The following is a 25233-nucleotide window of genomic DNA, read 5'->3' as shown; positions in this document are numbered from 1 at the left end:
TTTTTTTATTGTTTAAATTTAAGCGACTAGTTTCTCAATCCATACTTCTAAAGTTGGTTGTTCTGCTAAATCTTCAAAGCTCACTTGAGCACCATAAGCCTGCCATTTACCCACTAAAGTCATGAGTCGTACCGAATCAAGCCCAAGCATGAGTAGATCATCATTTAACTGAATGTCCGAAGCTGGAATCTGTAGTTGCTCACTTACCGCTTGAACAATCCCAGCTTGGGTTAATGGCGAGGCTGTTTGTTCAAGTGTCCAAGCACGAGTCACTTGTTGAGTTGTCATGACTTGAGCACAACGTGTACTTGCATATTTTAATGCCATGTCGTGTTCTTCACGGCTAAAGTCAGCGAGTGCATCACCACATAAAAATGGTTGTATGTTGAGCATAAATGCTTCTGCGGCACTCATGAGGCAGCCAATATGGGCATAAACACCACAAATAATAAGTTGATCACGACCTGACTCGCGCATGAGTTGTTCAAGTGGTGAAAACTTAAATGCACTATAACGCCATTTTGTTAAAACGGTATCATTTTTTTGAGGGGAAATTTCCGGCAAAATTTGAGTGATTTTCGGATCATCTTTTAGGCCAGTTCCCCAAAAGTCAGTTAATAACTGGCGATGTTCAGGCGTCTGATTACCGGGCTGTGCAGTATAAACCACTGGAATATTAAATTTACGTGCGGTTTCAATCAGTTCTTTGGTATTTTTAATAAGCTCTGGAATAGGCGCTTGAGTTTGATCATAAAAATCTAAAAAATACTGCTGCATGTCATGGACCAATAACACGGCGCGATTGGTATGTAACTGCCAATGTGTTTTATTAGTTGTAAACTCATGGGCTTGTGGCATGCTGTAACTAGCAATTTTAGGAATACTCATCAAATTTTTCCTTTTTTATCTTTAAGCAAGAACATTGGTTTTAGTTTCAAGTTGTTGACGTAATCTTTTTTTGTCGATTTTTCCAAAGGCTGTATATGGAAACTGCTCGATAAATTCGACTCGATCGGGAATTTTGTAGGTAGCAAGACCATAGTCTTTAAGATGCTGACGAACTGACATAGCAAGGCGAATTGGGCTTGGATCATCGTTTTGTGATTGCCATACAATAAAGGCACAGCTTTTTTCACCCATCATCTCATCAGGCATAGCAACCAGCGCTGCCAAGCGGATTTGTGGATGAGTTAATAAAGCTTGCTCCACTTCTTCAGTCGCAATTTTTTCACCAGCACGATTAATTTGTTCTTTCGAACGCCCTTCTACAACAATGCAGCCATCTTCACGAATACGAACTAGGTCGCCTGTACGATAAAAACCATCTGGTGTAAAAGAACGAGCGTTGTGCTCTGGTGCTTGGTAATAGCCGCGAATGGTATAAGGACCACGAGTGAGTAGATGCCCTACCTCTCCAGCGTCTACGGGTTGGTCATGATCATCCAATACCAAAATTTCATCATCTGGTGATATTTTTAAACCTTGAGTATGAATAATTTGTTCTTTTGACATACCAAAACGGGTGTAGTTCACCAGCCCTTCAGCCATTCCAAAGACCTGTTGCAAATTAACCTTAAACTCATCAATTAAACGTAAGGCAACAGCATCGGGTAAACGCGCGCCTCCGACTTGTAAACAACGTAGAGTCGATAATATTGAATCTTGATCTTTGGCTGCTTTGTCCATCCACGGTCGAACCAATGCAGGAACTAAACAAGCATCTGTCACACCGTGTTTTTTAATAAGCGGAAATGCAGTTTCCGGACTTGGATCTGTACCTAAAACCACCGCGCCACCAGCATAAAAAATGCCTAAAGAACCAGCCGAGCTCATTGAAAAGTTATGTGCCGCAGGTAAAACCATGAGTAAGCGTGATGACTGATTAAGTTGGCAGATTTTGGCACTTTCACGCACACTGTATAGATAATCATCATGAGTACGTGGAATCAGTTTTGGAACACCTGTGCTACCCCCCGAAAGCTGTAAAAAAGCCACTTGATCTGCTGTAGTTGGCGAGATTGCTTCCGCTAGAATTTCTGTTTCTTTTAATAGGTTTTCGATGGCAACAAAATTACCAGCATCACCAAGTACAAATACATGCTCTAAGCAAGGTGCTGTTTGCTGAAGCTTTTCGGCAAGCTCTCGGTAATCAAATTTTTGGGCTCCAAAATCTGCGCAGAAATAAGCTTTAGCTTGCGTCTGTTTAAAAAAGCTACTGAGTTCGGCATATCGATGGGCAGGTAAAGACATGATAGGTAAAGCACCTAATCGAATCAGTGCAAAAAATAGAATACAGAACTGATAGTGGTTTGGCATTTGTACGACGGCTTTATCACCCGCACGTAAGCCATAGTGATATAAATGGCTTGCACAACAGTCAACTAAGTTGTCAAATTTTTCATAGCTAACAGCTTTATCACCATCATAAATTGCAATATTTTTCGCATACTTTTGAGCACTTTCACGCAAGAAATCACTCAAGTTTTGTCCAAGCCAATAACCTTTTTTACGGTAAACCTCAGCAAATTCTGCTGGATATGGCACAGCGCCAACTAAATAATTCTTAGTTGTCATTTATTTATTCCTTATCGTGGTAATTGGTCTGGTGAAATGTGCAAGCCATCAAGTACAGTACGGAACTTTGCTGCAGTTTCAGCATGTTCAGCTTGTGGGCGTGAGGCTTCCACAATTCCTGCACCGGCAAATAAACGGGCAATATTTTGATAAATACGGGCACAGCGAACAGTCACCGACCATTCACCGTTACCTTCGGCATCGGCCCAACCCATGGTTCCGGCGAATAGTTCACGGTTAAATGGTTCAAGTTGATGAATCAAATTTTTTGCTACAGAGCTTGGCTCACCACAAATTGCCGGTGTCGGATGTAGACGTTCAATTAAGTCAAAAACATGAGTATCGGCTTGCTTAAGCTCACCCGTAATGTGTGAGGCCAAATGCCAAAGACGTTTGGTGCGAATAAGTGAAGGCTGTTTGGGCACATGCAGTTGCTTGCAGAAAGGTGTGAGTTCATCAGCAATCATTTCGATGACAAGAGCATGCTCATGTTGATCTTTTTGTGAAGCTAGTAAAGCTCTTGCATTATTTTGGTCAATAATCGGATCTTCATCACGAGCCAATGTGCCCGCAACAGGTTTACTCCAGATTTTATTATTTTGCTTTGCAATTAAAAGTTCAGGACTTGCACCAACAAACCAACCTTCGCTTTGAGGTTGCCTTGCGACTGCATAGTTATATCCTTCAGGATTATGCTTGGCCAAGTTATAAAATATGTCCGAGACTGGAAGATTCTCGTCAAATTCAAGTTGTAAAATACGAGCAAGTACTGCTTTATCTAGCTTTTGTGCCCGCATTTGTTGTACTAAATATTCAACCTGTTGTTTATAGTGTTCACCTGAAGGTAAATAATCGGCCTGCTTTAATATTAAGTCATCAAGATTAATATCAGTTTGCGAAAATAAAGCTTTCTGGTAAACCTTGGCATCTTGCATCAACATTAAATTGACATCTGACGATGAACTAAATGGCAACCCACCCATAACCTTGGCATCGCTATAACCATCTGCAATTGCTTGTTGTAATTGTAGACGGGCTTCGTTTAGCCACTCTTTTAGCTGAGTGTCTTTTGTAACCTCAATATCTTTAAGTTTTTGATGACTCGATATGATGTATTCAGGAGTAGTAAATATAAAACCAGCGTTATCAGTGCAATTTAAAACTTCTTTTGCGAGTGTAATTCTGCTTTCAGTAAAATTTTCTCGTTGGATAAAATACGGATGCTGTACCGACATCTCGCAACTCCTTATAAAATTATTTTGTTGTGATGAATTAATATTTAAACGCCTAATGTGGCTCCCCCATCGACCACAATTTCTTGCATAGTAATTTGTGCTGCTTGGTCTGAAAGTAAAAAGCTAACGGTATTAGCGATATCTTCAGGCTGAGCAAGTTTTCTAAGTGGAATACCAGTGCGGTACTGGTTTAAGTCACCATCAATAACAGCAGGCGGAGGTGAATTATCCGTCCAAAGCTGCTGTTGCATTTGAGTGAGCGTAGAGCCTGGTGAAACAATATTGAGCCTGACTTGGTGAGGTGCGATTTCAAGTGCAAGATTACGGCAGTAATGGCTCAGTGCAGCTTTACTCGTTGCATACATGCCAAGTTGTATACGTGGCATACGTGAACTGTTCGAGCTAATTGTGACAATGCTTCCCTGCTTTTTTTCACAAAAATGTTTAGCAAGTTGTTGACTAATCGCAATGGGTGCCATGACATTTACAGCAAAAAGTGTTTGCCAGTCTTCTGTTTTTGCTTCAAGCATCGACCGCATAATCAAAACGCCCGCCGCATTCACTAAACCTGTAATGTTGTGCTTTTCCAAAAGCTCCGCAATCAAATTTTGAGTAGTTTGTTGCTGTGTAATGTCTTGTGAAATTCCTCGCCAACGTGATATTTCATAGTTTTCTAGCTTTTGAATGATTTCCCATTGTTCTGGGTTTTCCTGTTGGTCAATACCAATCACTTGATACCCTTGCTGCAATAATTTTTTTGCAATAGCAGCTCCAATACCTCTTGCAGCACCTGTGACTACGATGGTAGAGCTCATGTTTTACTCCAGTTTGACTCGAATACTAAATTCCGCCACATAATTGCAAATAATTATCATTATTATCAAGTGCGATAAATATCAAACATAAGATTACAATCTAAATCAAGTTATTTATTAACCAAGAAACTAACTTATTTCATTGATTTTTAATAAATTTAACAAAACCCGTCTTTTTTTATTGATTATAATGATAATTGTTTTCATTTACTAATGATAATCATTTTGTTAATTTGACCGCGCTTTCTTGTCGAGATGGACTCAAAATGAAGCCATTTTCTCATCCCTTACATCCCCTATTTCAACAACTCAATGTTGGGAGTGAGGTCTGGTGGAATACCGTTAAAAAAATAGGTAGTCCGCTAGTTAACCTACAAAAAAATAAAGCGCTATGTACCTTTGTTTGGCGTAGTCCTGAGCCTAAAGAAAGTATCTTTGTCTATATTGATATTTATTCACAAAGCCCTTCTATCTATCAAAAGTGGAATCGTTTTAGCCATATAGCTGGAACAAATGTGTACTTCTTTGAAATAGAGCTGCCCTTAGCTTGGACTGGTAGTTATGTTGTAGTGACCGCTAGTGAAGACGCGCCAGAAACAAATTGTGCGGCAACACGCCGCTTATGGTGGCAAACACAGCTTAAACAAAATGCTCAAATTGACTCATTCAATCAACATCAGTTTTATACGGGACATCTGGCCCGATACATCAATCAAATTCAACTCGAAAACACAAAAGCTTTCATAGACGATTGCCCAATTACAAAGACATTTCAATGGTCAAGTCTCTTATGCCAACAGGACTATTTAGTTGACGTTTTTATTAGTCATCAATCAACTCAAGAAGACTTGCCACTCGTCATATTGCTTGATGGCCAAATCTGGAGCCGAGAGCTTTCAATTATTCCCGAAATTCAGCATTTGACTGATTCAAATAAGATTCGTCCAGCAGTTTATGTTTTTGTTCATAGTTTAAATAGTCAACAACGCCAACAAGATTATGGTTGCCATGATGCATTTAGTCGGGCGTTGGTTGATGAACTCATTGAAATACTCTTAAAAGAATATTCTTTTATTTCTAAAACATACATTACGTTATGTGGTCAAAGTTTAGGTGGTTTATGTGCTTTACATAGTACTTTGTTGTTCCCGACCATTTTTACTTCTCTGATTTTACAGTCTGGATCTTATTGGTGGTCAGATTTTTCAAACAGTATTTTAGGGCAAAAGCATAAAGGTAATATTTTAGAACTGCTTCAAAACTTATCTGATCAATTATCAAAAACAACTCGAATTTATATCAGTGCTGGCACGTATGAAACCGATATGCGGGACGATGGCCTTCAGCTTTATCAACAATTGCAATCATTCAATCAAGTGAGTTTTCACACTTTTCAGGGCGGACATGATGCCGTGAACTGGCGTACTGACTTGCTTAAGGCATTGCAACAAACTCTTTCACTATAACCATTTGTTTCATCAAGGATAACAATATCATGAGCAACTTACAGGAAAATTATATCAATCCCTTTGATAACGAAAGTTTGTCTTTTCAGGTTTTAAAAAATCAACAAGGTGAGTTCAGTTTATGGCCTGCTCAACATCAGGTGCCATCGGGGTGGGATATTCAGCATGGACCAGATACGCGGGCTTCGTGTATTGCATATGTAGAAAAGCACTGGCTTGCAATTAACCCCTTTCAACAAGCGTAAAGGAGTATTGTCATGAATCAGGCATTAAATAATGAATTTACTCCGGACCTTTCTCAACCAGCTCGTTTTGAATTGGCATCTACTCAGCTCGGCATTTTCCTTGCCGATCATTTAAGTTCAATTGAAGATTTATATACCATTGCGCATTGTTTGGAACTACCAAAAACTGTCGATATCCCAACGTTTAAAAAAGCGATTCAGATCGGCTTAATTGAAGCCGACACGGTCATTGCTTCATATTCATCTGACCCATCTCAACCGTTTATTGAGCTTAATAACCAAGTTCAGTTTCAAATTGAAGAATTTGATTTTTGTCATTTAACGCCTAAAAAAGCTCAGCAACGTTTATGGGACTGGATGCCATCAGATCGTCAATGTGCTAAATCACTTAAAGCGGGTGAATCTCAACTGTTCCGTCAGGTGTTGTTTACGACCCATGACAAAGTGTATTGGTATCAACGTTATCACCACATCATGCTTGATGGTTTTAGCATGATTAACCTGACCAAACGTATTGTTGAACTCTATCAACAATTACAAGAAGAAAAAGACCTTTCAATTTCTCCTTTCATTGGCGTTAATGATGTTATTTCTGAGCGTCAGGCTTATGAAAATAGTCATCAATTTAAAATAGACCAAGCTTTCTGGAAGGCATATTGTGAAGATTTACCTAGTCCGGTTAGTTTAAGTACTCATCATTTAGCGGCAAAAACTACAGCGACATTTATTAAGCATCAGCTGCGTTTTTCGACAGGAATTTTAGAGCAAATTCAAGCTTTAGCTGCGCAATCTAAACTAGCCTTGAATGACATTATGATGTCATTGTCATTACATTATATTTACAAAATGACCGATAAAGGTGATTTGGTTAATGGTATTCCATTTATGCGTCGTTTAGGTTCAAAGGCGATTCGCTCAACCTTACCGACGGTAAATGTCTTGCCTGTGAAGTTTAAAGTTGCTGAAAAAGACAGTTGGGTAAGCTTGGCTCAACATGTACAAGAGCAATTACGACAAATTCGTCCACATCAGAAATATGATGCCGAACAAATTTTAAGAGATTTAAATAGTATCGATATTCATGAACGAATGTACGGCCCTATTTTAAACTATAAAGCTTTTGATCAAGACTTGATGTTAGATGGTGAAAAAGTCAAAACACACCATATTTCTACAGGACCAATTGATGATTTTGAGTTTTCTTTTATTGTTCAAGATCATGAACTCATTATCGAACTACGTGCAGATTCGCAGCGTTATACACAAGATGAACTATTTAACCATGGTCAACGCTTAACTTTATTACTTGAACAAGCTCTAATTCGTCCAGAACAGGCATGTAGCAATTTTAATATTACGACACCACAAGAGCTTGCTGCCCTAACTCAAAGTGGTATTGGTCCACGTGTTAGTCACCCTGAACAATATAATAATGTTCTAGATATTTTTTATGAGCAAGTGAAAAAATATCCTGAACGTACGGCAATCGTGAGTGGTGAACGTCTAGACCTTCAGCATCTCAGTTTTGCTGAGCTTGCAGTACAAGTGAATCAACTGACTCGTTTTTTACAAGAAAATGGAGCCAAAAAGCAAACTGTCATTGCTGGAGCTATTCCTCGTTCGATTGACTCAGTTGTGGTGATGTTATCCGTATTAAACTCTGGTGCAAGTTTCTTGCCTCTCGATTTAGATTATCCAATCGATCGTATGCAAATGATGTGTGAAGATGCAAATCCATTATTTGTATTAACCACACAAGCACTCGCACAGCAACTACCACAAAATATTCAGCAGTTATATCTTGATCATGAAGATGTTCAAACGCAAATTCGAAAGCAAGATGCGAGTGATATTCCCGCTGAAAATCGCAAATTTGATTTCCAAGATGTTGCTTATGTAATTTTTACTTCAGGAAGTACTGGTCGTCCTAAAGGGGTAATGAATACACATGGTTCTTTACTCAACCTCATTTTGTCGCATAAACCAACCATTTACTGGCCAGTATTAGAAGCTGTAAATCAGCGTTTCCCTGAGCGTCCGTTACGTGCAGCGCATACACACTCTTTCTCTTTTGATTCATCTTGGTTGCAAGTTTTCTGGATGTTATGGGGCCAAGAGCTACATATTTTTGATGAAAACATGCGTCGAGATGCATTTGGTTTAGTGCAAGAAATTCAGCAACGACAAATCGATACACTTGATTTACCGCCATCTTTTTGTGCGCAAATGATGACGAATGGTTTATTTGCTGAAAATCAGCATCACCCAAGTCTTATTTTGATTGGTGGTGAAGCTGCACCTTTAGCTTTATGGCAACAGCTAAATGATCAGCCAGCGCTTTTTGCTCATAATTTGTATGGTCCAACCGAATATACGGTTGATACTTTCCGAGCAGAATTAAAACAGACAGCTCGCCCTGTTATTGGTAACCCTATTGGTAATACACAGGCCTATGTACTAGATCGTCATTTACAACGATGCCCTACAGGCGTGATTGGTGAACTTTATATTTCTGGCTTTGGCATTGCCAATGGTTATTTAGGTCGAGCTGACTTAAGTGCTGCCCGTTTTGTAGCGAATCCATTTGAACACGGACAGCGCATGTACCGTACGGGTGATTTAGTCCGCTGGAATAGTTCGGGTAAACTTGAATTTATGGGGCGCTGTGATGACCAGATTAAAATTCGTGGTTATCGAGTTGAGATCGGTGAAGTTGAAAATGCACTTTCGATTTTAGCCAATGTTGAAAGCGCAGTCGTGATTGCAGAACCGATTAATAACAGTCATCGTTTACTCGGTTATTGTGTGGTTAAAGACATTGAACTTGATGAAAAAACCAGTGAGCAATTAAGTCAGCAATATTTAAGTCAGTTACGTCAAAACTTACCTGAATATATGGTGCCTTCTGCTCTAACTGTTATGTCCGAATTTCCACGAAATGTAAGTGGTAAAGTTGATAAAAAAGCACTGCCAAAACCTCAAATTCGTACCCATAGCCGAATGGCCGAAACGTCTGAACAACAACTTTTATGTCAAATTACTGCATCTGTTCTTAAGCTTGACGCAATTGGAATTGATGACGACTTCTTTATGACAGGTGGCGATAGTATTTCGGCCATTATGCTTTGTACTCAATTGCGCCAATGTGGTTACGGCTTAAGACCAAGTGATGTATTCCAATTTAAAACAGTGGCCGCTATGGCACCGCAACTCACCCGTTTAGATGAGCAACAAGCAGCCATTTCAAAACCATTATTTTCAGCAGAACTAGAACAAAAAGTTCAAGAAAAATATGGCAAAAACAGCACTATTTTACCTTTGCTTCCTTTGCAAAAAGGCATGCTGTTCTTATCTCAAGTAGAAAATCAATCGAACTATAATGCCTTTACTCGTCTTAGTTTAAATGGAGACATTGATCCAGTACGTTTACAGCAAGCGTTGATTACCGTATTAAAACGTCACCCGCAACTAGGTGGGCATTTTGATAGCGAATTAGCTGAAGAACCTGTCTTTATCTATTCATTACATCCTACTCAAGCTTGGCCTGTTCAGTTTTGTTCGGTCACTCCCGATCTGCTTGAGCAAACCATTCAAGAAGCATTGCAGCAACCGATTCACCTTGACCAACCCTATGGCTTAATTCGGGCAACCTTAATTCAACATGCTCCAGAACAGTCAGAACTATTGATTATGGTGCATCATCTGTTAACAGATGGTTGGTCAACTCCGCTGTTTTTACAAGACTTTATTAAGGCTTATCAGCAGACTAACCAGCAATTGCCAGTGCTTGAATATAGTTATGAAACAGTAATTAAAGCTTTATCTGGACGTGACCATGAAACATCGAAAGTAATTTGGCAACGTGATTTAGCAGATTTACAGCCACTCATTTTATTTAATCAACCACAGCAAGCTGTACAGGAAACTTCATATCGTTTAAGTGCTGAGTTGGGTGCGAAACTTCAACATAAATTACGCCAACAAGGCATCACGCTTAATGTCTTCATGCAAATGATTTGGGCAATGACTTTAAATATTTATGCTCACCGTGAAGATATTGTGTTTGGTACACCTGTTTCTGGACGTTCAGCACCTATTAATGGTTTAGAGCAACAGATTGGATTGTTTTTAAATACGATTCCGGTACGTGTAAAGCTCAACATGCAGCAAACACTTTGGGAGCAATTGACTCAGTTACAACAATTACATGTTGAACATTTAGAACATGATGGTTTGGGTCTGGGTGCAATTCAGCAATTAGTGGGACAAGGTAATCTTTTCGATAGTTTGTTAGTCGTAGAAAACTATCCTGATAACCAGTATTTACAGCAAAAACTGGGCGATGCTGTGATTTCCAAACTCACAAATCGTGGTTATAGCCATTATCCACTTGCTTTATTGGTTATTCCTGATCATCAAATTGAACTATTACTCGAACAGCGTGGTGTAATTGATCAACCAGAGCATTTCCTCGAGCGAATGGTTCAATTGATTGAAATTGCATTAAATGAACCAGAGACTTCTCTAGCTCACTATCGCTTACAACTGGCCGAAGAACGCGATTTAATCCAGAAAACGAATCAAACCCAATACTATGTTCGCCAGAGCACGTTACAGCAATTACTCAGAGAACAAGCTCGAATTACTCCTGAACAAACGGCATTATCTGATGAAAATCATCAGCTCAGTTTCAGTGAAGTGCGTTTGCAAGTTTGTGCGTTAGCACAGCAATTGCAAAGAGCGGGCGTACAGGCTGGGGATATTGTTGCGGTTGCTCTACCAAGATCAGTCAAATTGAGTATCGCTATTTTAGCGGTGATTGAAGCAGGTGCAGCTTATTTACCTATTGATTTACAACATCCGTCTGAACGCATCAAATTTATGTTGCAGAATGCCAAATCTAAACTTGTGATTGGTGAACAAAAAGATCTAGCTGCTATTGCCTCCCCATCAATAGCCACCTTTACTTTTAATGAATTGTTTGATGAAACAAAGGTTGATTTAAGCAGCTATAAAACAACAGTCATTACGCCACAGCATCCGGCATATTTAATCTATACATCGGGTACAACAGGCCAACCAAAAGGTGTCATGGTTTCTCACCAAGCCATTGTGAACCGTATTTTATGGATGCAATCAGAGTATCCACTGTCAACCAACGATACGATTTTGCAAAAAACGCCATGTACTTTTGATGTTTCGGTATGGGAGTTTTTCTGGTCATATTTAGTAGGTGCACGATTGGTTATGGCACCTGTAGATGCACACCGTGACCCATTGGCATTATTAAGCCTCATTCAAAAATATCAGGTAACAACATTACATTTTGTACCGTCAATGTTGGCTGTTTTTGAAAATGCTGCTACCGAAATTTTGTCATCTGCTCAGCGTCAAAGTTTACCGATCCGCCGAGTATTCTGTAGTGGTGAGGCATTACCAACGGCTTTAGCAAAATCATTTACCGAGCACTTTAGCTGTGAGCTACATAACTTATATGGCCCAACCGAAGCTGCGGTAGATGTGAGTTATATGGACGCAACACTCGGATTACACCCAGAAGAAAGTAGCGTTGCAATTGGATATCCAGTCTGGAATACCCAGCTTTATATTTTAGATCAATACTTACGCCCTGTTCCTGTTGGAGTGGACGGTGAGCTTTATTTGGCAGGCCATCAACTGGCCATGGGTTATTTGCATCGAGCAGACTTAACAGCAACACGTTTTGTGGCAAATCCATTCGCAGCAGGTCAACGCATGTACCGCACTGGTGATATTGCCCGTTGGCATGCAGACGGAAGTATTCAATATGTAGGCCGTGCTGATGACCAGTTAAAGATACGTGGGCAACGTATTGAACTGGGTGAAATTGAACAACAATTACGCTTAATCAGCGGTCTTGATGTGGTTGTACATCCTATCGTTACTGAACAAAATAAAGCTGATGTTCAATTGGTTGCTTACTTACAAACAACAGCACCTTTGGACATCGACCAATTAAAGAAACAATTGGCGAAACAGCTTCCTGCATATATGGTGCCGACACACTATATGTTGGTCGAGAAATTCCCATTAAGTCATAATGGTAAGCTAGATCGTAAAGCACTACCACGACCACAACTTGATACTTCAAACACAGAAAAACAGTACGCCACAACTGGCTTTGAACATGAACTGACACGTATTTTCCAACAAGTTTTAAATACAGAACAAAATATTGGTGTAAATGAAGATTTCTTTGCCATTGGTGGACATTCCATTTTGGTCATGAAGCTTGCAATTGAAATCCGAAAAGTATTTAAGCGGACCATTCCAATTGGTCAGTTAATGAGTCATGTCACGATTCAGCGTTTAGCGGCTTTGCTTCTTACACAAGAACGTTTGGAAGAAGTTGAACAAACTGGTATGCAACCTGTTTTACCAATCCGTTCTGGCTCTGGGTATCCATTGTTCTGTTTCTTCCCTGGTTCTGGTTCGGCATGGCAATACACTGTGCTTAATCGTTATCTGCATTCTGACTTACCAATTATCGGGTTGCAGTCACCTCGACCAGATGGCCTATTGGCAAATAGCACTGATATGGATGAACTCGTTGAAAAACAACTTGAGATTATTCGTAAGCAACAACCGACAGGACCTTATACCTTATTAGGTTATTCATTTGGTGGCACTGTAGCCTATGCGGTTGCTGCAAAGTTAACTGAACAAGGTGAACAGGTTGATTTTCTCGGCTTGTTAGACACTTACCCAGCCGAAATTCATCAGTGGTTAGATTTATCGGTAGAGGAAATGAATGCTGAAGCCGAACAAGAACAGCTTCAATTCTTCAATGATATTCTGGCCGATGCAGATACGGCATTAAGTGAAGAAACTCGACGTTTACAAGAGGATATTTTCGCAAACTATCGCGATGCCGTCCGTTTATTAAAACCTTATAAAATGCCAAACTTTGATGGTGAACTACACTTAGTTGTCGCTGAAAAAGACTTGCTTCCGTATATCCAACCAGAACAACAATGGTCCCCTTTAGTTAAAAAACTCAATATTGTTCGACTAAGCGAAGCGGACCATACCGATATATTGTCTCCACAGCAACTTGAAACACTTGGCCCAATTCTAAACCGTATGATTTGTCAGGCACGCGGTTTAGAGGAGCACACGCCATGAGCTTCAAATCTATATTGACCGATTTTAGTCTTTTAAAACGTAATGCTCATTTCCGACATGTATTTATTGCCCGCACATTGTCATTGTTAACCATTGGCATGTTGGTCGTGGCTATTCCAAAACAAGTCTATGACATTACGGGGAACTCGCTTAACGTTGCTGTCGCAATGGCTTTTGAAGGTATAGCCATGTTTATTGGCCTATTACTTGGTGGTTTGTTGTCAGATCGCAAAGATCGGAAATGGCTGATTCTATTAGCACGTGGTGTGTGTGGTTTAGGTTTTGCTGGTCTCGCCATCAATGCCATGTTTGAGCACCCTTCGCTCTATGCGATTTATTTTTTATCGGCATGGGATGGTTTCTTTGGTGCACTGGGTGTAACAGCAATGATGGCGATCATGCCTGTGATTGTAGGGCGCGAAAATATCGTACAAGCCCGTGCGATCAGTATGGTATCCGTACGGCTTGCAACCGTTATTTCACCAGCAATCGGCGGTATATTAATTGCTGCTAGCAGTGTTGCAACCGTGTATTGGGTTTCAACCGTGGGCACTTTACTCACTGTATTTTTATTGATGGGACTACCTGCGCTTAAACCACAACATGCATCAAATGGCGAAAGTCCTCTTCGTCAATTAGCTCAAGGGTTTAAATTTGTTTTTAAAAATAAAGTAGTCGGTAGCACGATTTTAATTGGCACATTGCTTAGTTTTAGCAGCGCTATTCGTATTATTTTTCCGCAAATGGCAGATGAAATTTTTCACGGCGGCGCATTTGAACTCGGACTTATGTATTCAGCCGTGCCTTTAGGCTCAACTTTAGGTGCCTTATTGAGTGGATGGACAACAAGGTTACTTCGACCCGGCTTAATCATGCTCTATACGTGCTTAGGTGTTTTTAGCTGCATGATTATGATTGGACTTTCACCTTGGCTCATCGTGACTTTACCCATTTTATGTGTTTTCGGATATTTGATGTCGATTGCCAACTTGCTTCAATACAGCATTGTACAAGGACATACACCTGATGAATATCTAGGCCGTATTAACGCAATTTGGCTCGCACAAGATGCGTTAGGCGATTCGATTGCCACTACAACTTTGGGTCTCTTAACTCGGTTTTTACCAATATCAGGAAGTATCCTCTTCTTTGGCATATTAAGCTTTGCAGTAGGATTTATGTTCTTATTCAACTCTCAAGATATGCGTGAAACTGGATTCCAAGATCCTAAATTACAAGAAAATTAAACCCTAAATAAAAAGAAGGCAATTCGTTGCCTTCTTTTATTTTAAGCAAAATTTCGTGCTTGAAAAACCCAAGTCATAATATGGTCTTGCTCTACGGCCCAGCCACCCTCATAGCATTCTAAGAGTTGATAGCCTTGCTGAATTTCTGGCAAAAAAGTTAGCGTTAATGTTTGATTTTCAAAATTAATATCAACTATAGATGCTTCTAAGAAATCGATATATTGCTTTGCAGTGGGATAAACCGCTTTATATAGACTTTCTTTTATAGAAAAAATTAAGCTCACATAATGGGCAAAATCAAAACCAAAACACTCACGGGCTTTATTTTTCCATAATTCAAGCTCACATGGCGTTAAGATTAGATGTGCACTCTCTTGAGCAAATTCTGAAGTTACCCAGTGCTCAATATCAATTCCCAAATAAACCGCATGCCTAGATAGTGCAACAATTAACTTATTTTGTGAATGACTAATACTCCCCAAAACATGGGATGGCCAAATGGGTAAATGTTCGTGCATAGAGGTTATTGGCTGATCTAGACCGAAATGATGATTTAAAACAGCTTGAGCTAATACCCTGCCGCATAAGTATTCATTTTTACGTTCGACACGCGCTTGAGCAATTTTTAGAGGATGCTCTAATTGTTGGTCTATATGCAAATGCGTTGTTTGCGATAAATCTAGCCCATAACAAAATAGCTCTGATGTAAAAAAAATAGGATTCGAAATTTCATAAATTGATGTACTGAGTTGTTCAGGAATGTATAGATAATTGCTCACGTATTCGACTTCAAAATAAATATTTTTAATGAGTTATCTTCTATCTTAACTTACTCACTGCAAATCTATAAATAATTATATTTATCATTTGATAATAATTATTATTTACTTATACTGTTGGGTAAATTTTGACTTTAATTTACTTATAAACATTGATTATGAAACTTATAGGACTTTTTTTGACCCTGTTGGGAGCGGTCAGTATCTATTGTAGTCATAGCAACCAAAATCTATTGTCTCAACATCTTCCAGCTCTATTTAAGTATTTGAGTCTAGTGCTATTAGGCATTGGATTGATTGCTCTCTTTGCAAGCTTACCAAAAGTGGTTGCTGCTTTTTGTTGGTTCATGCTCATCATTTTTGCATGGTCGTTTCTTCCCTTTATAGCGCTTTTTAAACGGAAACTGATTTCATGAAAGCTAAAATTCAGTCTCCGATCCAGCCAGACTGGTGGAGTAAAACTTTTGCTGGCGGGGTTTTAGGGCTAAGTCTTTCCATCGCGATTGGCAATTTAGTAGTTCTATTAGGTCGTCCTTATGTTGCCATGGATTTATTGGTTCAAGTGGGTATGTGGAGTGTTCCTTGGGTTTGGATGCCTATTATGTTTGGCAGTTATTTTTTTACGACTGGACGAAAAGCGCTTATCTATTTATTCATTGCTAATGCCCTAGCGTATAGCTGTATTTTTGTATTACGGGGTTCAACATGAAAGTACGTTCAGACATCATGAAATTAGCAAAAAGCATGCATACTTGGGTGGGTGTATGTGCAGGGATTTTGCTTTTTATCTGTTTCTTTGCTGGTGGGCTCAGCATGTTTCAGCACCATATTAGTAAGTGGGCTACGCCAACACAGCAAGTTTTACCGAAAGTCTCACCCGATCAATATAATGAACTCATTCAAAAAGTACAGACTGCCTATCCTGCTGCGCAAAAGAACTTCACACTCAATTTATCGTCCAATGAATTTCACTATGCACCCATTACGTGGAGTGAACATGAACGTGGAGATGGCTTTAATGCTGCTCAGTCTACGTGGATGGCAAGCTTAGATAACAACGGCGAGTTAATTGTTGCTCAAGAAAACCTATCTAAAGCAGGCTGGCTAATTGAACAGTTGCATGAAACAGCAGGCATACCGGGCATGGCAGGCCATCACGGATTAGGTCTCTATGTGATGGGCGTAGTTTCAATTTTATATTTTCTTGCCCTGCTTTCAGGAGTGATCATACTTTTACCAACCTTGGTAAAGGATTATTTTGTCATTCGGCCCGGTAAAAATAAAAAGCGCTTTTGGTTAGATGCGCATAATGTGATTGGAATTACCAGTTTACCATTTCACATCATTATTAGTATTAGCGTTATTGTCTTTGCTTTTCATGACTTTTTTTATGATGCGATTGGACAACTTGCTCTCAAAGGACAGCCAGTTTTTCAGCGTTCTCCCCCTGCGCTTATTCAACCTAAACAAACCCAGATTGATGTGCAGCAAATATTAGCTCAAGCTAAAAAAGTAGCACCTGAATATTCTGTTGACTATATCCAGTTCAGTGGCCTAGATAAACCTGAAAAAGCCAATGCACGTATTGCTCTCTATAGCTCAGATCAGATGTTGCGTGGTGCAAATCATGACTTTATGCGTATGAACCCATATGCAGTTGAGCACTTTAACCATAAAGGCATTAACACACAGACTGATGCTGGGAATAAGTTAATCAATGCCATGTTTAGTCTACATTTTGGAAGTTTTGGTGGTACGGGCGTACGCTGGATTTATTTTGTGTTAGGTGTTGGTGGCGCTTTCTTGTTTTATACAGGTAACATTCTTTGGGTTGAAACCCGCGCACGTAAACAAAAGCGTGCTGAAGATCCTGTTCCTGTTCAACGTAAAGATGTAGTGTTCCTTGCGAACTTAACGATAGGTGCATGTTTAGGGTGTGTTTTAGCTGTCGTAGGTACAATGTTGGCCAGTCGTTGGCTTTTCGCAGCGCTTAACATTGAAAGCATGAATCACCTCTTTATGTATGGTTATTATGCGATTTTCCTACTGAGTTTGATTTATACCTTTGTGATTGGTTATGCAAAAGCTTTACCACAACTGCTATTAACCTTGGTTTTGGTGTTATTTGCGATTCCGCTTACCTCCCTTTTAGCCTACCTCATTCCTCAAATTGGCTTATGGGTACATGGTGGAGAAATCTTAGTAGTTGATTTCTTGGCTGTCATTTTTGCATTCGCTTTCTGGCGTTTTTATCAACAAGCCCAAGATCGCCGAAAATCTGCACCAACTGGCAGTTTATGGGCTAACTAACAACCATGAACTAACTAGACTGAAATAATGTGTGAAATATGAAAAATTATAAAATCCACATTGTTTCGGTCAGTTGTTTAATTTCTTGAATATCATGACTCACATAAATCATCGGAATTTTTATTTCATCTTTTACTTTCTGAAAAAAAGGAATAATTTCAGCTTTATGATTCGCATCTAGTGCTGATAACGGCTCATCAAGCAATAACAGCTTAGGTGAATATAATAATGCTCGACCCAGTGCTACGCGCTGTTTTTCCCCTCCTGAGAGTTTGATGGGCATACGTTGTAATAAGTGCCCTAACTTTAATAATTCAATAATGTAATCTGCTTCAAAGTGACGTTCTTGTTGGGACAGGTGCTTAAGACCAAATAATAAGTTTTGCTTCACCGTTTTATGCGGAAAAAGCTGAGCATCTTGAAAAACTAATCCAACATGCCGCTTTTGGGTACTCAAGTTAATGTTTTGATTTGAATCAAACCATGTTTGATCCTGTATTTTAATGAGTCCACTACGCGGTGTGTTCAGCCCTGCAATGGCATGTAAAATCGATGTTTTACCTGACCCAGAGGCACCAAATAGCCCAATAACAGTAGCATCTGACTGGAAACTAGCTTCAATATGAAATTGACCCATGTGTAGCTGAAAACGGCAATCAATCAACATAATCTTACCGCCCTAAGCGCTTCTTTTGATAACGATGAAACCACTGTGCAAACCATAGCGCTAAAAAAGCCACGCTTAACGATAAAATAATTAGCCTTTGAATAGCGGCCTCGGTATCGGGTTGTTGCATTAAGCTATACATGGCCAAAGGTAAAGTCCGTGTTTCATTTGAAATATTACCCACAAAGGTAATGGTTGCACCAAACTCACCTAAACTACGGCAAAAACATAAAATAGCACCAATTAAAATACCACTGCTGGCAAGTGGCAACGTGACATGAAAAATGGCCCCTAAAGATGAGGCACCTAATGTCTTTGCTGCCATTTCTAAACGTTGATCGACCAGTTCAATCGCTAATCGAATAGATTGTACCAATAGCGGAAAACCCATTACTGCTGAAGCAAGAACGGCACCTTTCCAGTTAAATGCAAAATCAATTCCGAGCGGTGCCAAATATTGTCCAATAATGCCTCGGCTCCCAAAAACTTGTAATAACAAATAACCAGGAACGACCGGCGGTAGCACTAAAGGTAAAAACACTAAAGTTTCAATGAATGACTTACCCCAGAACTCTTTACGCGCCAAAAACCATCCCACGCAAATTGCAGGAATAATACTGACGACAAGACAACTTGCTGCAACCTTACAAGAAAGTTGCAGAACGCTGAGTTCCTCTGGGGTTAAAGAGAACATCATGGCTTTGCTGGAGCCAACACGCTAAAACCATACTTTTTAAAGACAGCTTTGGCTTGGTTGCTTTGTAAAAATTGATAGAAATTTGTTGAGCTCGGATTCTTTTTAACTATCCCTACAGGATAAATAATTGATGAATGCGTATTTTCTGGAAATACACCAACTACTGTTACATCTTTACTAATCGCTGCATCAGTTGCATAGACAATGCCAACCTGACATTCACCACGTGCAACAAAGTTTAATGCCGCTCGAACATCTTCTGTTTCAACTAACTTTGGCTCAATACGGCTCCACCAACCTAGGTTAGTAAAAGCTTGTTTAGCATATTTGCCTACAGGCACACTTTTGGTATCTCCTGTACAAATCTTGCCTGTAAACACTTTATTTGGATCGATCGTTTTATCTAGTTTTACTTTTAGTGACTGACCTTTAGGAGTAATTAGAACCAAACGGTTACCTAATAAATTTATACGGTCATTTGTTGCAACTCGTTTTTTATTTTGTAGATAATCCATCCACTGGGTATCTGCTGAAATAAATACATCCGCTGGTGCCCCAGCTTCAATTTGTTTGGCTAATGTCGATGAGCCTGCATATGAAGTTTTAACTTCTACTTTATTTTGTTTTTCATAAATTTTTTCTAAATCGTTAATCGCATTCGTTAAGCTCGCTGCTGCATAAACGGTAACCGATTCAGCTTTGGCTGGAACATTAGAGACTACTCCTATGCTGAGCACCGAACAGACTAAAGCCAACTTTTTTATCTTCGTATCACTTACCATTATGTTTTACCTTTTTGTCGTTTTTTGCAGCGATATATACCCAAGAATATAGCGATAAGCATACGCGATGAAAAGTAGAAATTATTTATAAAGATGGATGTTTTTTTCTAAGCAGTTAAAAATTATAGGTAAGTAAAACTGATTCGCACTTAAATTTTTTGATTTATAAAGTATTTCTCATCTTATTTCTTTAAATAGCTACTCATAATTTGATAATCATGTTCTAAGGCTTGTCGAGCATTGATTTCCATTTGACGATAGTGCTGTAAGACTTTCTGGCCCAAAACTGTAACGGCTGCCCCACCACCATGTGTTCCGCCTGTTTGAGTTTCCACCAAAGCTGTTTCAAAGCATTGATTCATGGTGTCTACCAACTGCCACGCACGGCGGTAGCTCATATTCATAGATTTTGCGGCTTGTGAGATCGAACCAGTTTTCTCAATTGCTTCAAGTAAGTCTGCCTTACCCGGACCAAACGCAATGTTCTGCTCTAAAAGAATTCTAATCTGTAATTTTAAGTTTTGTTCTTTCATAGACTTAGTTCACAAAAGTTTATTTTATGCTCGTTAACATTATAGGGAAATTTAACAAGCTAAGACATATACAAATTTAAATCTCGATTAGCTCTTAAAAATAGTCTTATTAAAAAATCAAAACTGCACAAAGTGGATAAAGATCTGGAAAAAACGGATAGAGGCCAAAGCCTAATCGCGGTTCAATCAGTTAAAAGCTGAATGAATAGGATTGAGCAAATGACCTCATCTAATTTAAAACAATGGAATGATTTTGTAGATGGATGTATCGACTTCCGTCCTAACGATGGCGTGTTTCGCATTGCACGTAATATGTTTACTGAGCCTGAACTATTTGACTTGGAAATGGAACTTATTTTTGAAAAGGTTTGGATTTATGCATGCCACGAAAGTGAGATTCCAAACAATCATGATTTCCTAACAGTTCAAATTGGTCGCCAACCGATTATTGTGAGCCGTGATGGTAAAGGCGAACTACATGCCATGGTCAATGCTTGTGAACACCGCGGTGCGACTTTAACCCGTGTTGCCAAAGGCAACCAGTCTACATTTACCTGTCCGTTCCATGCATGGTGCTATAAGTCAGATGGCCGTTTGGTTAAAGTCAAAGCGCCTGGTGAATACTGTGAAGATTTTGATAAATCAAGCCGAGGCTTAAAACAAGGCCGTATTGCCAGCTATCGTGGATTTGTATTTGTAAGCCTTGATACTCAAGCAACAGATTCTCTTGAAGACTTTTTGGGCGATGCCAAATTGTTCCTTGATTTAATGGTTAACCAGTCGCCAACAGGTGAACTCGAAGTACTTCAAGGCAAGTCATCTTATACCTTTGCAGGTAACTGGAAGCTACAAAATGAAAATGGCCTAGATGGCTACCATGTAAGTACCGTTCACTATAACTACGTCTCTACAGTCCAACACCGTCAACAAGTCAATGCATCAAAAGGTGAAGAACTCGATACGCTTGACTACAGCAAGTTAGGTGCCGGTGATTCAGAAACTGACGATGGCTGGTTTAGTTTTAAGAATGGCCACAGTGTTTTATTCAGTGATATGCCGAACCCAACAGTTCGTCCGGGTTACAGCACAGTTATGCCATATATGGTCGAAAAATATGGCGACAAATATGCTGAATGGGCAATGCATCGTTTAAGAAACTTAAACTTGTACCCTAGCCTATTCTTTATGGATCAGATTAGTTCTCAGCTTCGTATTGTTCGCCCTGTCGCTTGGAATAAAACTGAAGTCATCAGCCAATGTATTGGTGTTAAAGGTGAATCTGCTGAAGCGCGTCGTAACCGTATTCGCCAGTTTGAAGATTTCTTTAATGTGTCGGGCCTTGGTACACCAGACGATTTAGTTGAATTCCGTGAGCAACAAAAAGGTTTCCAAGCACGACTTGAACGTTGGAGCGATATTTCTCGCGGTTGTCAGTCTTGGGAATATGGCGCGACCAAAAACTCACAAGATTTAGGCATTCAACCCGTCATTACTGGCCGAGAGTTTACCCATGAAGGACTCTATGTAAATCAACATGGACACTGGCAGCGCCTAATGCTCGACGGCTTAAACAAGAAAGCCTTGAAAATGCAGGATATTACTTTTGAAAACAATGCCGTAATGGATGAGGTGTAATCATGTCACAAGAACTACATTTTGCTGTATCTCAGTTTTTGTACAAAAAGGCAGAGCTTTGTGATGCTTATGACTGGGATGCCTACCTTGAGCTTTACGATGAAGATAGTGAATATCATATTCCACAGTGGATTGATGACCATAACTATGTTCAAGATCCAAATCAGGGCTTGTCTTATATTTATTATGCGGACCGTACTGGACTCGAAGACCGTGTATTCCGTATCCGTACTGGAAAAGCTGCGTCTGCAACACCGTTACCACGTACTTTGCACAGCATAAACAACATTCGTGTTAAAACACTGGAAGATGGATTAATTGAAGCAAAAGTTGCATGGCAAACGCTTTATAACCGTCAAGGTTTAGAAGGCTGTTTTTACGGACACGCTACTTATCTTTTACGCCAAACCGCAGATGGTTTCCGTATTCGTCGTCAGCACAGCATTTTGCTTAATGACAAAATTGATTCCGTTTTAGACTTCTATCACGTTTAAGGGGAATGAAAATGGGACATTCAGTTGCACTTAACTTTGCCGATGGCAAAACCTTTTTCATTTCGGTAAATAACGACGAATTGTTGCTTGATGCAGCAGTTCGCCAAGGAATTAACTTACCACTAGACTGCCGTGAAGGTGTTTGTGGTACCTGTCAGGGTCAGTGTGAAACTGGTATTTATGAACAAGAATATGTTGATGAAGATGCATTAAGTGAGCGTGATTTGGCTGAGCGTAAAATGTTAGCTTGCCAGACGCGTGTGAAATCCGATGCAGCTTTTTATTTCGATCATGATTCTGCTATCTGTAACGCTGGTGATACTTTAAAAATTGAAACCAAAGTGACCGCTGTTGAGTTGGTTTCTGAAACGACAGCAATTTTGCATCTTGATGCAAGTAGTCATGCTGCACAACTTCAGTTTTTACCAGGTCAATATGCTCGTTTACAAATTCCAGATACTGAAGACTGGCGTTCTTATTCTTTTGCCAATAGACCAAACGCAACCAATCAATTACAGTTTTTAATTCGTCTCTTGCCAGACGGTGTGATGAGTAATTATTTGCGTGATCGTTGTCAGGTTGGACAAACCCTACTCATTGAAGCGCCGCTTGGTAGTTTCTATTTACGTGAAGTACAGCGACCACTGGTTTTTGTGGCTGGTGGAACAGGATTATCAGCTTTCTTAGGAATGCTTGATAACTTGGTTGAGCAGCCTAACTCACCTGCTGTTCAGTTGTACTATGGCGTAAATAATGAAACTGATTTATGCGAACAACAGCGTTTGCATGCCTACGCGGAGCAGCTACCAAACTTTAGTTATCACCCGATTGTGACTAAAGCAACCGAAGCTTGGCAAGGCAAAGCTGGCTATATTCATGAGCACTTAAATAAAGATCAATTGGCAGAGCAGGCTTTTGATATGTATTTATGTGGTCCACCACCAATGATTGAAGCTGTTAAAAATTGGTTAGATGAACAATCTTTGCAAAACTACCGTATTTACAGCGAGAAGTTTTTACAGAGTAATACCTCACGTTAAAAGTGTAAATAATTTAAAAACCACTAAAACCTGAAATGATTCAATATACTCTGTAGGGGGTATATTGAATTTTTGCATTTAAATTAAAAGTTTTTATATATCAATAATATAAAATAATAAATTCCGACAAAATAAATTGACCAGCTCACTCGGATTTGCTATAAATTTTGATAGATCTTAAGGAATAAGATCATGATGAGATTAACTTATAGCACCTTTTATATCCCCCTATTCTTTTTCTCGAATTTACTAAATTGATAGACAAAATCCGATGTAAAAATTTGAGAAAATCACATTAACTAGCGGTTAAATTGGTCTGTATTTTGCTTATATCTCATTGTAATTTGCGAGTAACTTAATTTTTTAAGTGCCGTATTTACTTGCTGTGCAGTGAAGTTTTAAAGCTCTTGCAATACAAGTAAATACAGGAGTGAGCCAAAAGGGATAAATATGAACCAAGCCAACTCCCCAGAACTCAGTGGGCGTCATTTTCAAAATGAGTCTATCTTTACCAATCATAATCTGGTGTTTGATCACCACGATTTAAGCGAAACTTGCCGAAATGTTGGCCAAATTTTTAAACCGCATGATCTTAAAATCTCTCAGCAGAAGCGAGATTTCAGTGCAACCATGCACCATGTTAAAACAGGCGCACTGTCTATTAGTCGCTTGGAATATGGTGCGGATGTCATTATTGAACCAGATCACCTTGATAGCTTTTACCTAATTCAAATTCCAACTCAAGGCTACGCAGAAATCGAGTTTGGTTCTCAAAAGTTTATTTCTTATTCTCAAGTTGCTTCTCTTATTTCTCCTCAGCAATCTTTACGTATGCGCTGGCATGCGAACTCACCACAGCTCATTCTAAAAGTTTCAAAGGATGATTTTACGTATCATTGCCGTCAACACATTGCTGATTCAGAAAATAACTTACTCGTTTTCGACCCCAAATTAGACTTTGCTACACAAAGTGGAGCCTACTTTTTACAGCTCGTTAGAACGTTGATGGATGCTTTGGCTTGTGAACAACATCCGCTTCATCATCCTTTAGCCTTTAAACAATTTGAGTCAAATCTATTTAATGCACTCATTTATGGTCAACCCAATAATGCGTTACATAAAATAGATCAGCATAAAGAAAAAACAGTCTCTCCTTATTTTGTGAAGCGTACAGAAGCCTACATAAAAGAACATTTACATGAGCCGCTTAACGTCGAAATTCTGGCCGAGCATGCAGGCGTGAGCGTAAGAACCCTATTTACTGGTTTTAAAAACTATTTGGGTACTACCCCAATGTCTTATTTAAAAGAATTACGCTTTGAACAAGCTCATTTAGAGCTGATGCATAATGAAAATCTCTCTGTCACTGACGTTGCATTTAAGTGGGGATTTACTCACTTAGGTCGTTTTTCTCAAGAGTACAAACGCCGTTATGGTGAATTACCTTCTTCTACCCGCCGTTCTGGTCAAAGTGAAGGCTTAATTACTTCAATTTTTTCGTAAACTAAAAATAGTTAAAGCCTTTTATATCAATAAATATAAAAGGCTTT

The 25233-nt window shown here is 39.4% G+C and carries 19 protein-coding genes and 1 pseudogene; 10 read left to right on the top strand and 10 right to left on the bottom strand.

Annotated features, from left to right (window positions below; genetic code table 11):
• Positions 1-18 precede the first annotated feature (18 nt).
• The 5 genes and pseudogenes from B554_RS19205 to B554_RS0117840 form a co-directional block, all read right to left on the bottom strand.
• Positions 19-219 (bottom strand): phosphopantetheine-binding protein, encoded by a 201-nt coding sequence (locus B554_RS19205; RefSeq protein ID WP_373368118.1) that lies wholly within the window; start codon positions 217-219, stop codon positions 19-21.
• Between the two features lie 18 nt (positions 220-237).
• Positions 238-888 (bottom strand): annotated as a pseudogene (locus B554_RS0117855) (isochorismatase family protein); the annotation flags it as partial.
• A gap of 21 nt (positions 889-909) precedes the next feature.
• Positions 910-2574, bottom strand: coding sequence for a (2,3-dihydroxybenzoyl)adenylate synthase (locus tag B554_RS0117850; RefSeq protein WP_019459133.1), 1665 nt, complete (start codon positions 2572-2574; stop codon positions 910-912).
• An 11-nt stretch (positions 2575-2585) separates the two neighbouring features.
• Positions 2586-3809 carry an isochorismate synthase MenF gene (locus B554_RS0117845; RefSeq protein WP_019459132.1) on the bottom strand — a complete coding sequence of 408 codons (1224 nt, stop codon included), beginning with the start codon at positions 3807-3809 and terminating at the stop codon, positions 2586-2588.
• Between the two features lie 44 nt (positions 3810-3853).
• On the bottom strand, positions 3854-4624 hold the full coding sequence (locus B554_RS0117840; RefSeq protein ID WP_019459131.1) for an SDR family oxidoreductase: 771 nt from the start codon (positions 4622-4624) through the stop codon (positions 3854-3856).
• A 266-nt stretch (positions 4625-4890) separates the two neighbouring features.
• Here B554_RS0117840 and fes point away from each other — a divergent pair, with 266 nt between their 5' ends.
• Genes fes through entS form a run of 4 tightly spaced genes read left to right on the top strand, consistent with a single transcriptional unit; the run spans position 4891 to position 14746 of the window.
• Positions 4891-6090 carry an enterochelin esterase gene (fes, locus tag B554_RS0117835; protein WP_019459130.1) on the top strand — a complete coding sequence of 400 codons (1200 nt, stop codon included), beginning with the start codon at positions 4891-4893 and terminating at the stop codon, positions 6088-6090.
• Positions 6091-6119: 29 nt separating this feature from the next.
• A complete protein-coding gene (locus B554_RS0117830) occupies positions 6120-6335 on the top strand; it encodes an MbtH family protein (protein WP_005305165.1) in 216 nt (71 codons plus the stop codon).
• A 12-nt stretch (positions 6336-6347) separates the two neighbouring features.
• On the top strand, positions 6348-13499 hold the full coding sequence (locus B554_RS0117825) for a non-ribosomal peptide synthetase (protein WP_019459129.1): 7152 nt from the start codon (positions 6348-6350) through the stop codon (positions 13497-13499).
• Positions 13496-14746, top strand: a complete 1251-nt coding sequence (gene entS, locus B554_RS0117820) for an enterobactin transporter EntS (RefSeq protein ID WP_019459128.1) — start codon at positions 13496-13498, stop codon at positions 14744-14746. The genes B554_RS0117825 and entS overlap by 4 nt, the downstream gene beginning before the upstream one ends.
• Positions 14747-14787: 41 nt before the next feature.
• On the opposite strand, the gene B554_RS0117815 is transcribed toward entS, so the two are convergent.
• Positions 14788-15525 (bottom strand): 4'-phosphopantetheinyl transferase family protein, encoded by a 738-nt coding sequence (locus B554_RS0117815; RefSeq protein ID WP_019459127.1) that lies wholly within the window; start codon positions 15523-15525, stop codon positions 14788-14790.
• A gap of 412 nt (positions 15526-15937) precedes the next feature.
• Here B554_RS0117815 and B554_RS0117805 point away from each other — a divergent pair, with 412 nt between their 5' ends.
• Positions 15938-16234 carry a hypothetical protein gene (locus B554_RS0117805; RefSeq protein ID WP_019459125.1) on the top strand — a complete coding sequence of 99 codons (297 nt, stop codon included), beginning with the start codon at positions 15938-15940 and terminating at the stop codon, positions 16232-16234.
• Positions 16231-17835, top strand: coding sequence for a PepSY-associated TM helix domain-containing protein (locus tag B554_RS0117800; protein WP_019459124.1), 1605 nt, complete (start codon positions 16231-16233; stop codon positions 17833-17835). The genes B554_RS0117805 and B554_RS0117800 overlap by 4 nt, the downstream gene beginning before the upstream one ends.
• A gap of 46 nt (positions 17836-17881) precedes the next feature.
• Here B554_RS0117800 and B554_RS0117795 read toward each other — a convergent pair whose 3' ends face one another.
• From B554_RS0117795 to B554_RS0117780, 4 genes are all read right to left on the bottom strand, one after another.
• Complete coding sequence (locus B554_RS0117795; RefSeq protein ID WP_019459123.1) at positions 17882-18502, bottom strand: ATP-binding cassette domain-containing protein; 621 nt, start codon at positions 18500-18502, stop codon at positions 17882-17884.
• 4 nt (positions 18503-18506) lie between these two features.
• On the bottom strand, positions 18507-19199 hold the full coding sequence (gene modB / locus B554_RS0117790; protein ID WP_019459122.1) for a molybdate ABC transporter permease subunit: 693 nt from the start codon (positions 19197-19199) through the stop codon (positions 18507-18509).
• Entirely contained in the window at positions 19196-19981 is a 786-nt protein-coding gene (gene modA, locus B554_RS0117785; protein WP_019459121.1) for a molybdate ABC transporter substrate-binding protein, read from the bottom strand. Before modA ends, modB begins: the two co-directional genes overlap by 4 nt.
• Before the next feature lie 182 nt (positions 19982-20163).
• Positions 20164-20514, bottom strand: coding sequence for a winged helix-turn-helix domain-containing protein (locus B554_RS0117780; protein WP_019459120.1), 351 nt, complete (start codon positions 20512-20514; stop codon positions 20164-20166).
• A gap of 219 nt (positions 20515-20733) precedes the next feature.
• Here B554_RS0117780 and antA point away from each other — a divergent pair, with 219 nt between their 5' ends.
• The 4 genes from antA (at position 20734) to B554_RS0117760 (ending at position 25186) form a co-directional block, all read left to right on the top strand.
• Positions 20734-22149 carry an anthranilate 1,2-dioxygenase large subunit gene (gene antA, locus B554_RS0117775; protein WP_019459119.1) on the top strand — a complete coding sequence of 472 codons (1416 nt, stop codon included), beginning with the start codon at positions 20734-20736 and terminating at the stop codon, positions 22147-22149.
• Positions 22150-22151: 2 nt separating this feature from the next.
• Entirely contained in the window at positions 22152-22643 is a 492-nt protein-coding gene (antB, locus tag B554_RS0117770; protein WP_000076813.1) for an anthranilate 1,2-dioxygenase small subunit, read from the top strand.
• Positions 22644-22648: 5 nt separating this feature from the next.
• The gene (gene antC, locus B554_RS0117765) at positions 22649-23683 is read left to right on the top strand and encodes an anthranilate 1,2-dioxygenase electron transfer component AntC (RefSeq protein ID WP_081400442.1); all 1035 of its coding nucleotides are present in this window, start codon (positions 22649-22651) and stop codon (positions 23681-23683) included.
• A 450-nt stretch (positions 23684-24133) separates the two neighbouring features.
• Positions 24134-25186, top strand: a complete 1053-nt coding sequence (locus tag B554_RS0117760) for an AraC family transcriptional regulator (RefSeq protein WP_019459117.1) — start codon at positions 24134-24136, stop codon at positions 25184-25186.
• Positions 25187-25233: the final 47 nt, after the last annotated feature.

This window comes from Acinetobacter sp. GG2, assembly GCF_000292385.1.
Classification (GTDB): domain Bacteria; phylum Pseudomonadota; class Gammaproteobacteria; order Pseudomonadales; family Moraxellaceae; genus Acinetobacter; species Acinetobacter seifertii.
The sequence above is the reverse complement of the archived record's forward strand: the minus strand, read 5'-3'. Positions and strand labels throughout refer to the sequence as shown.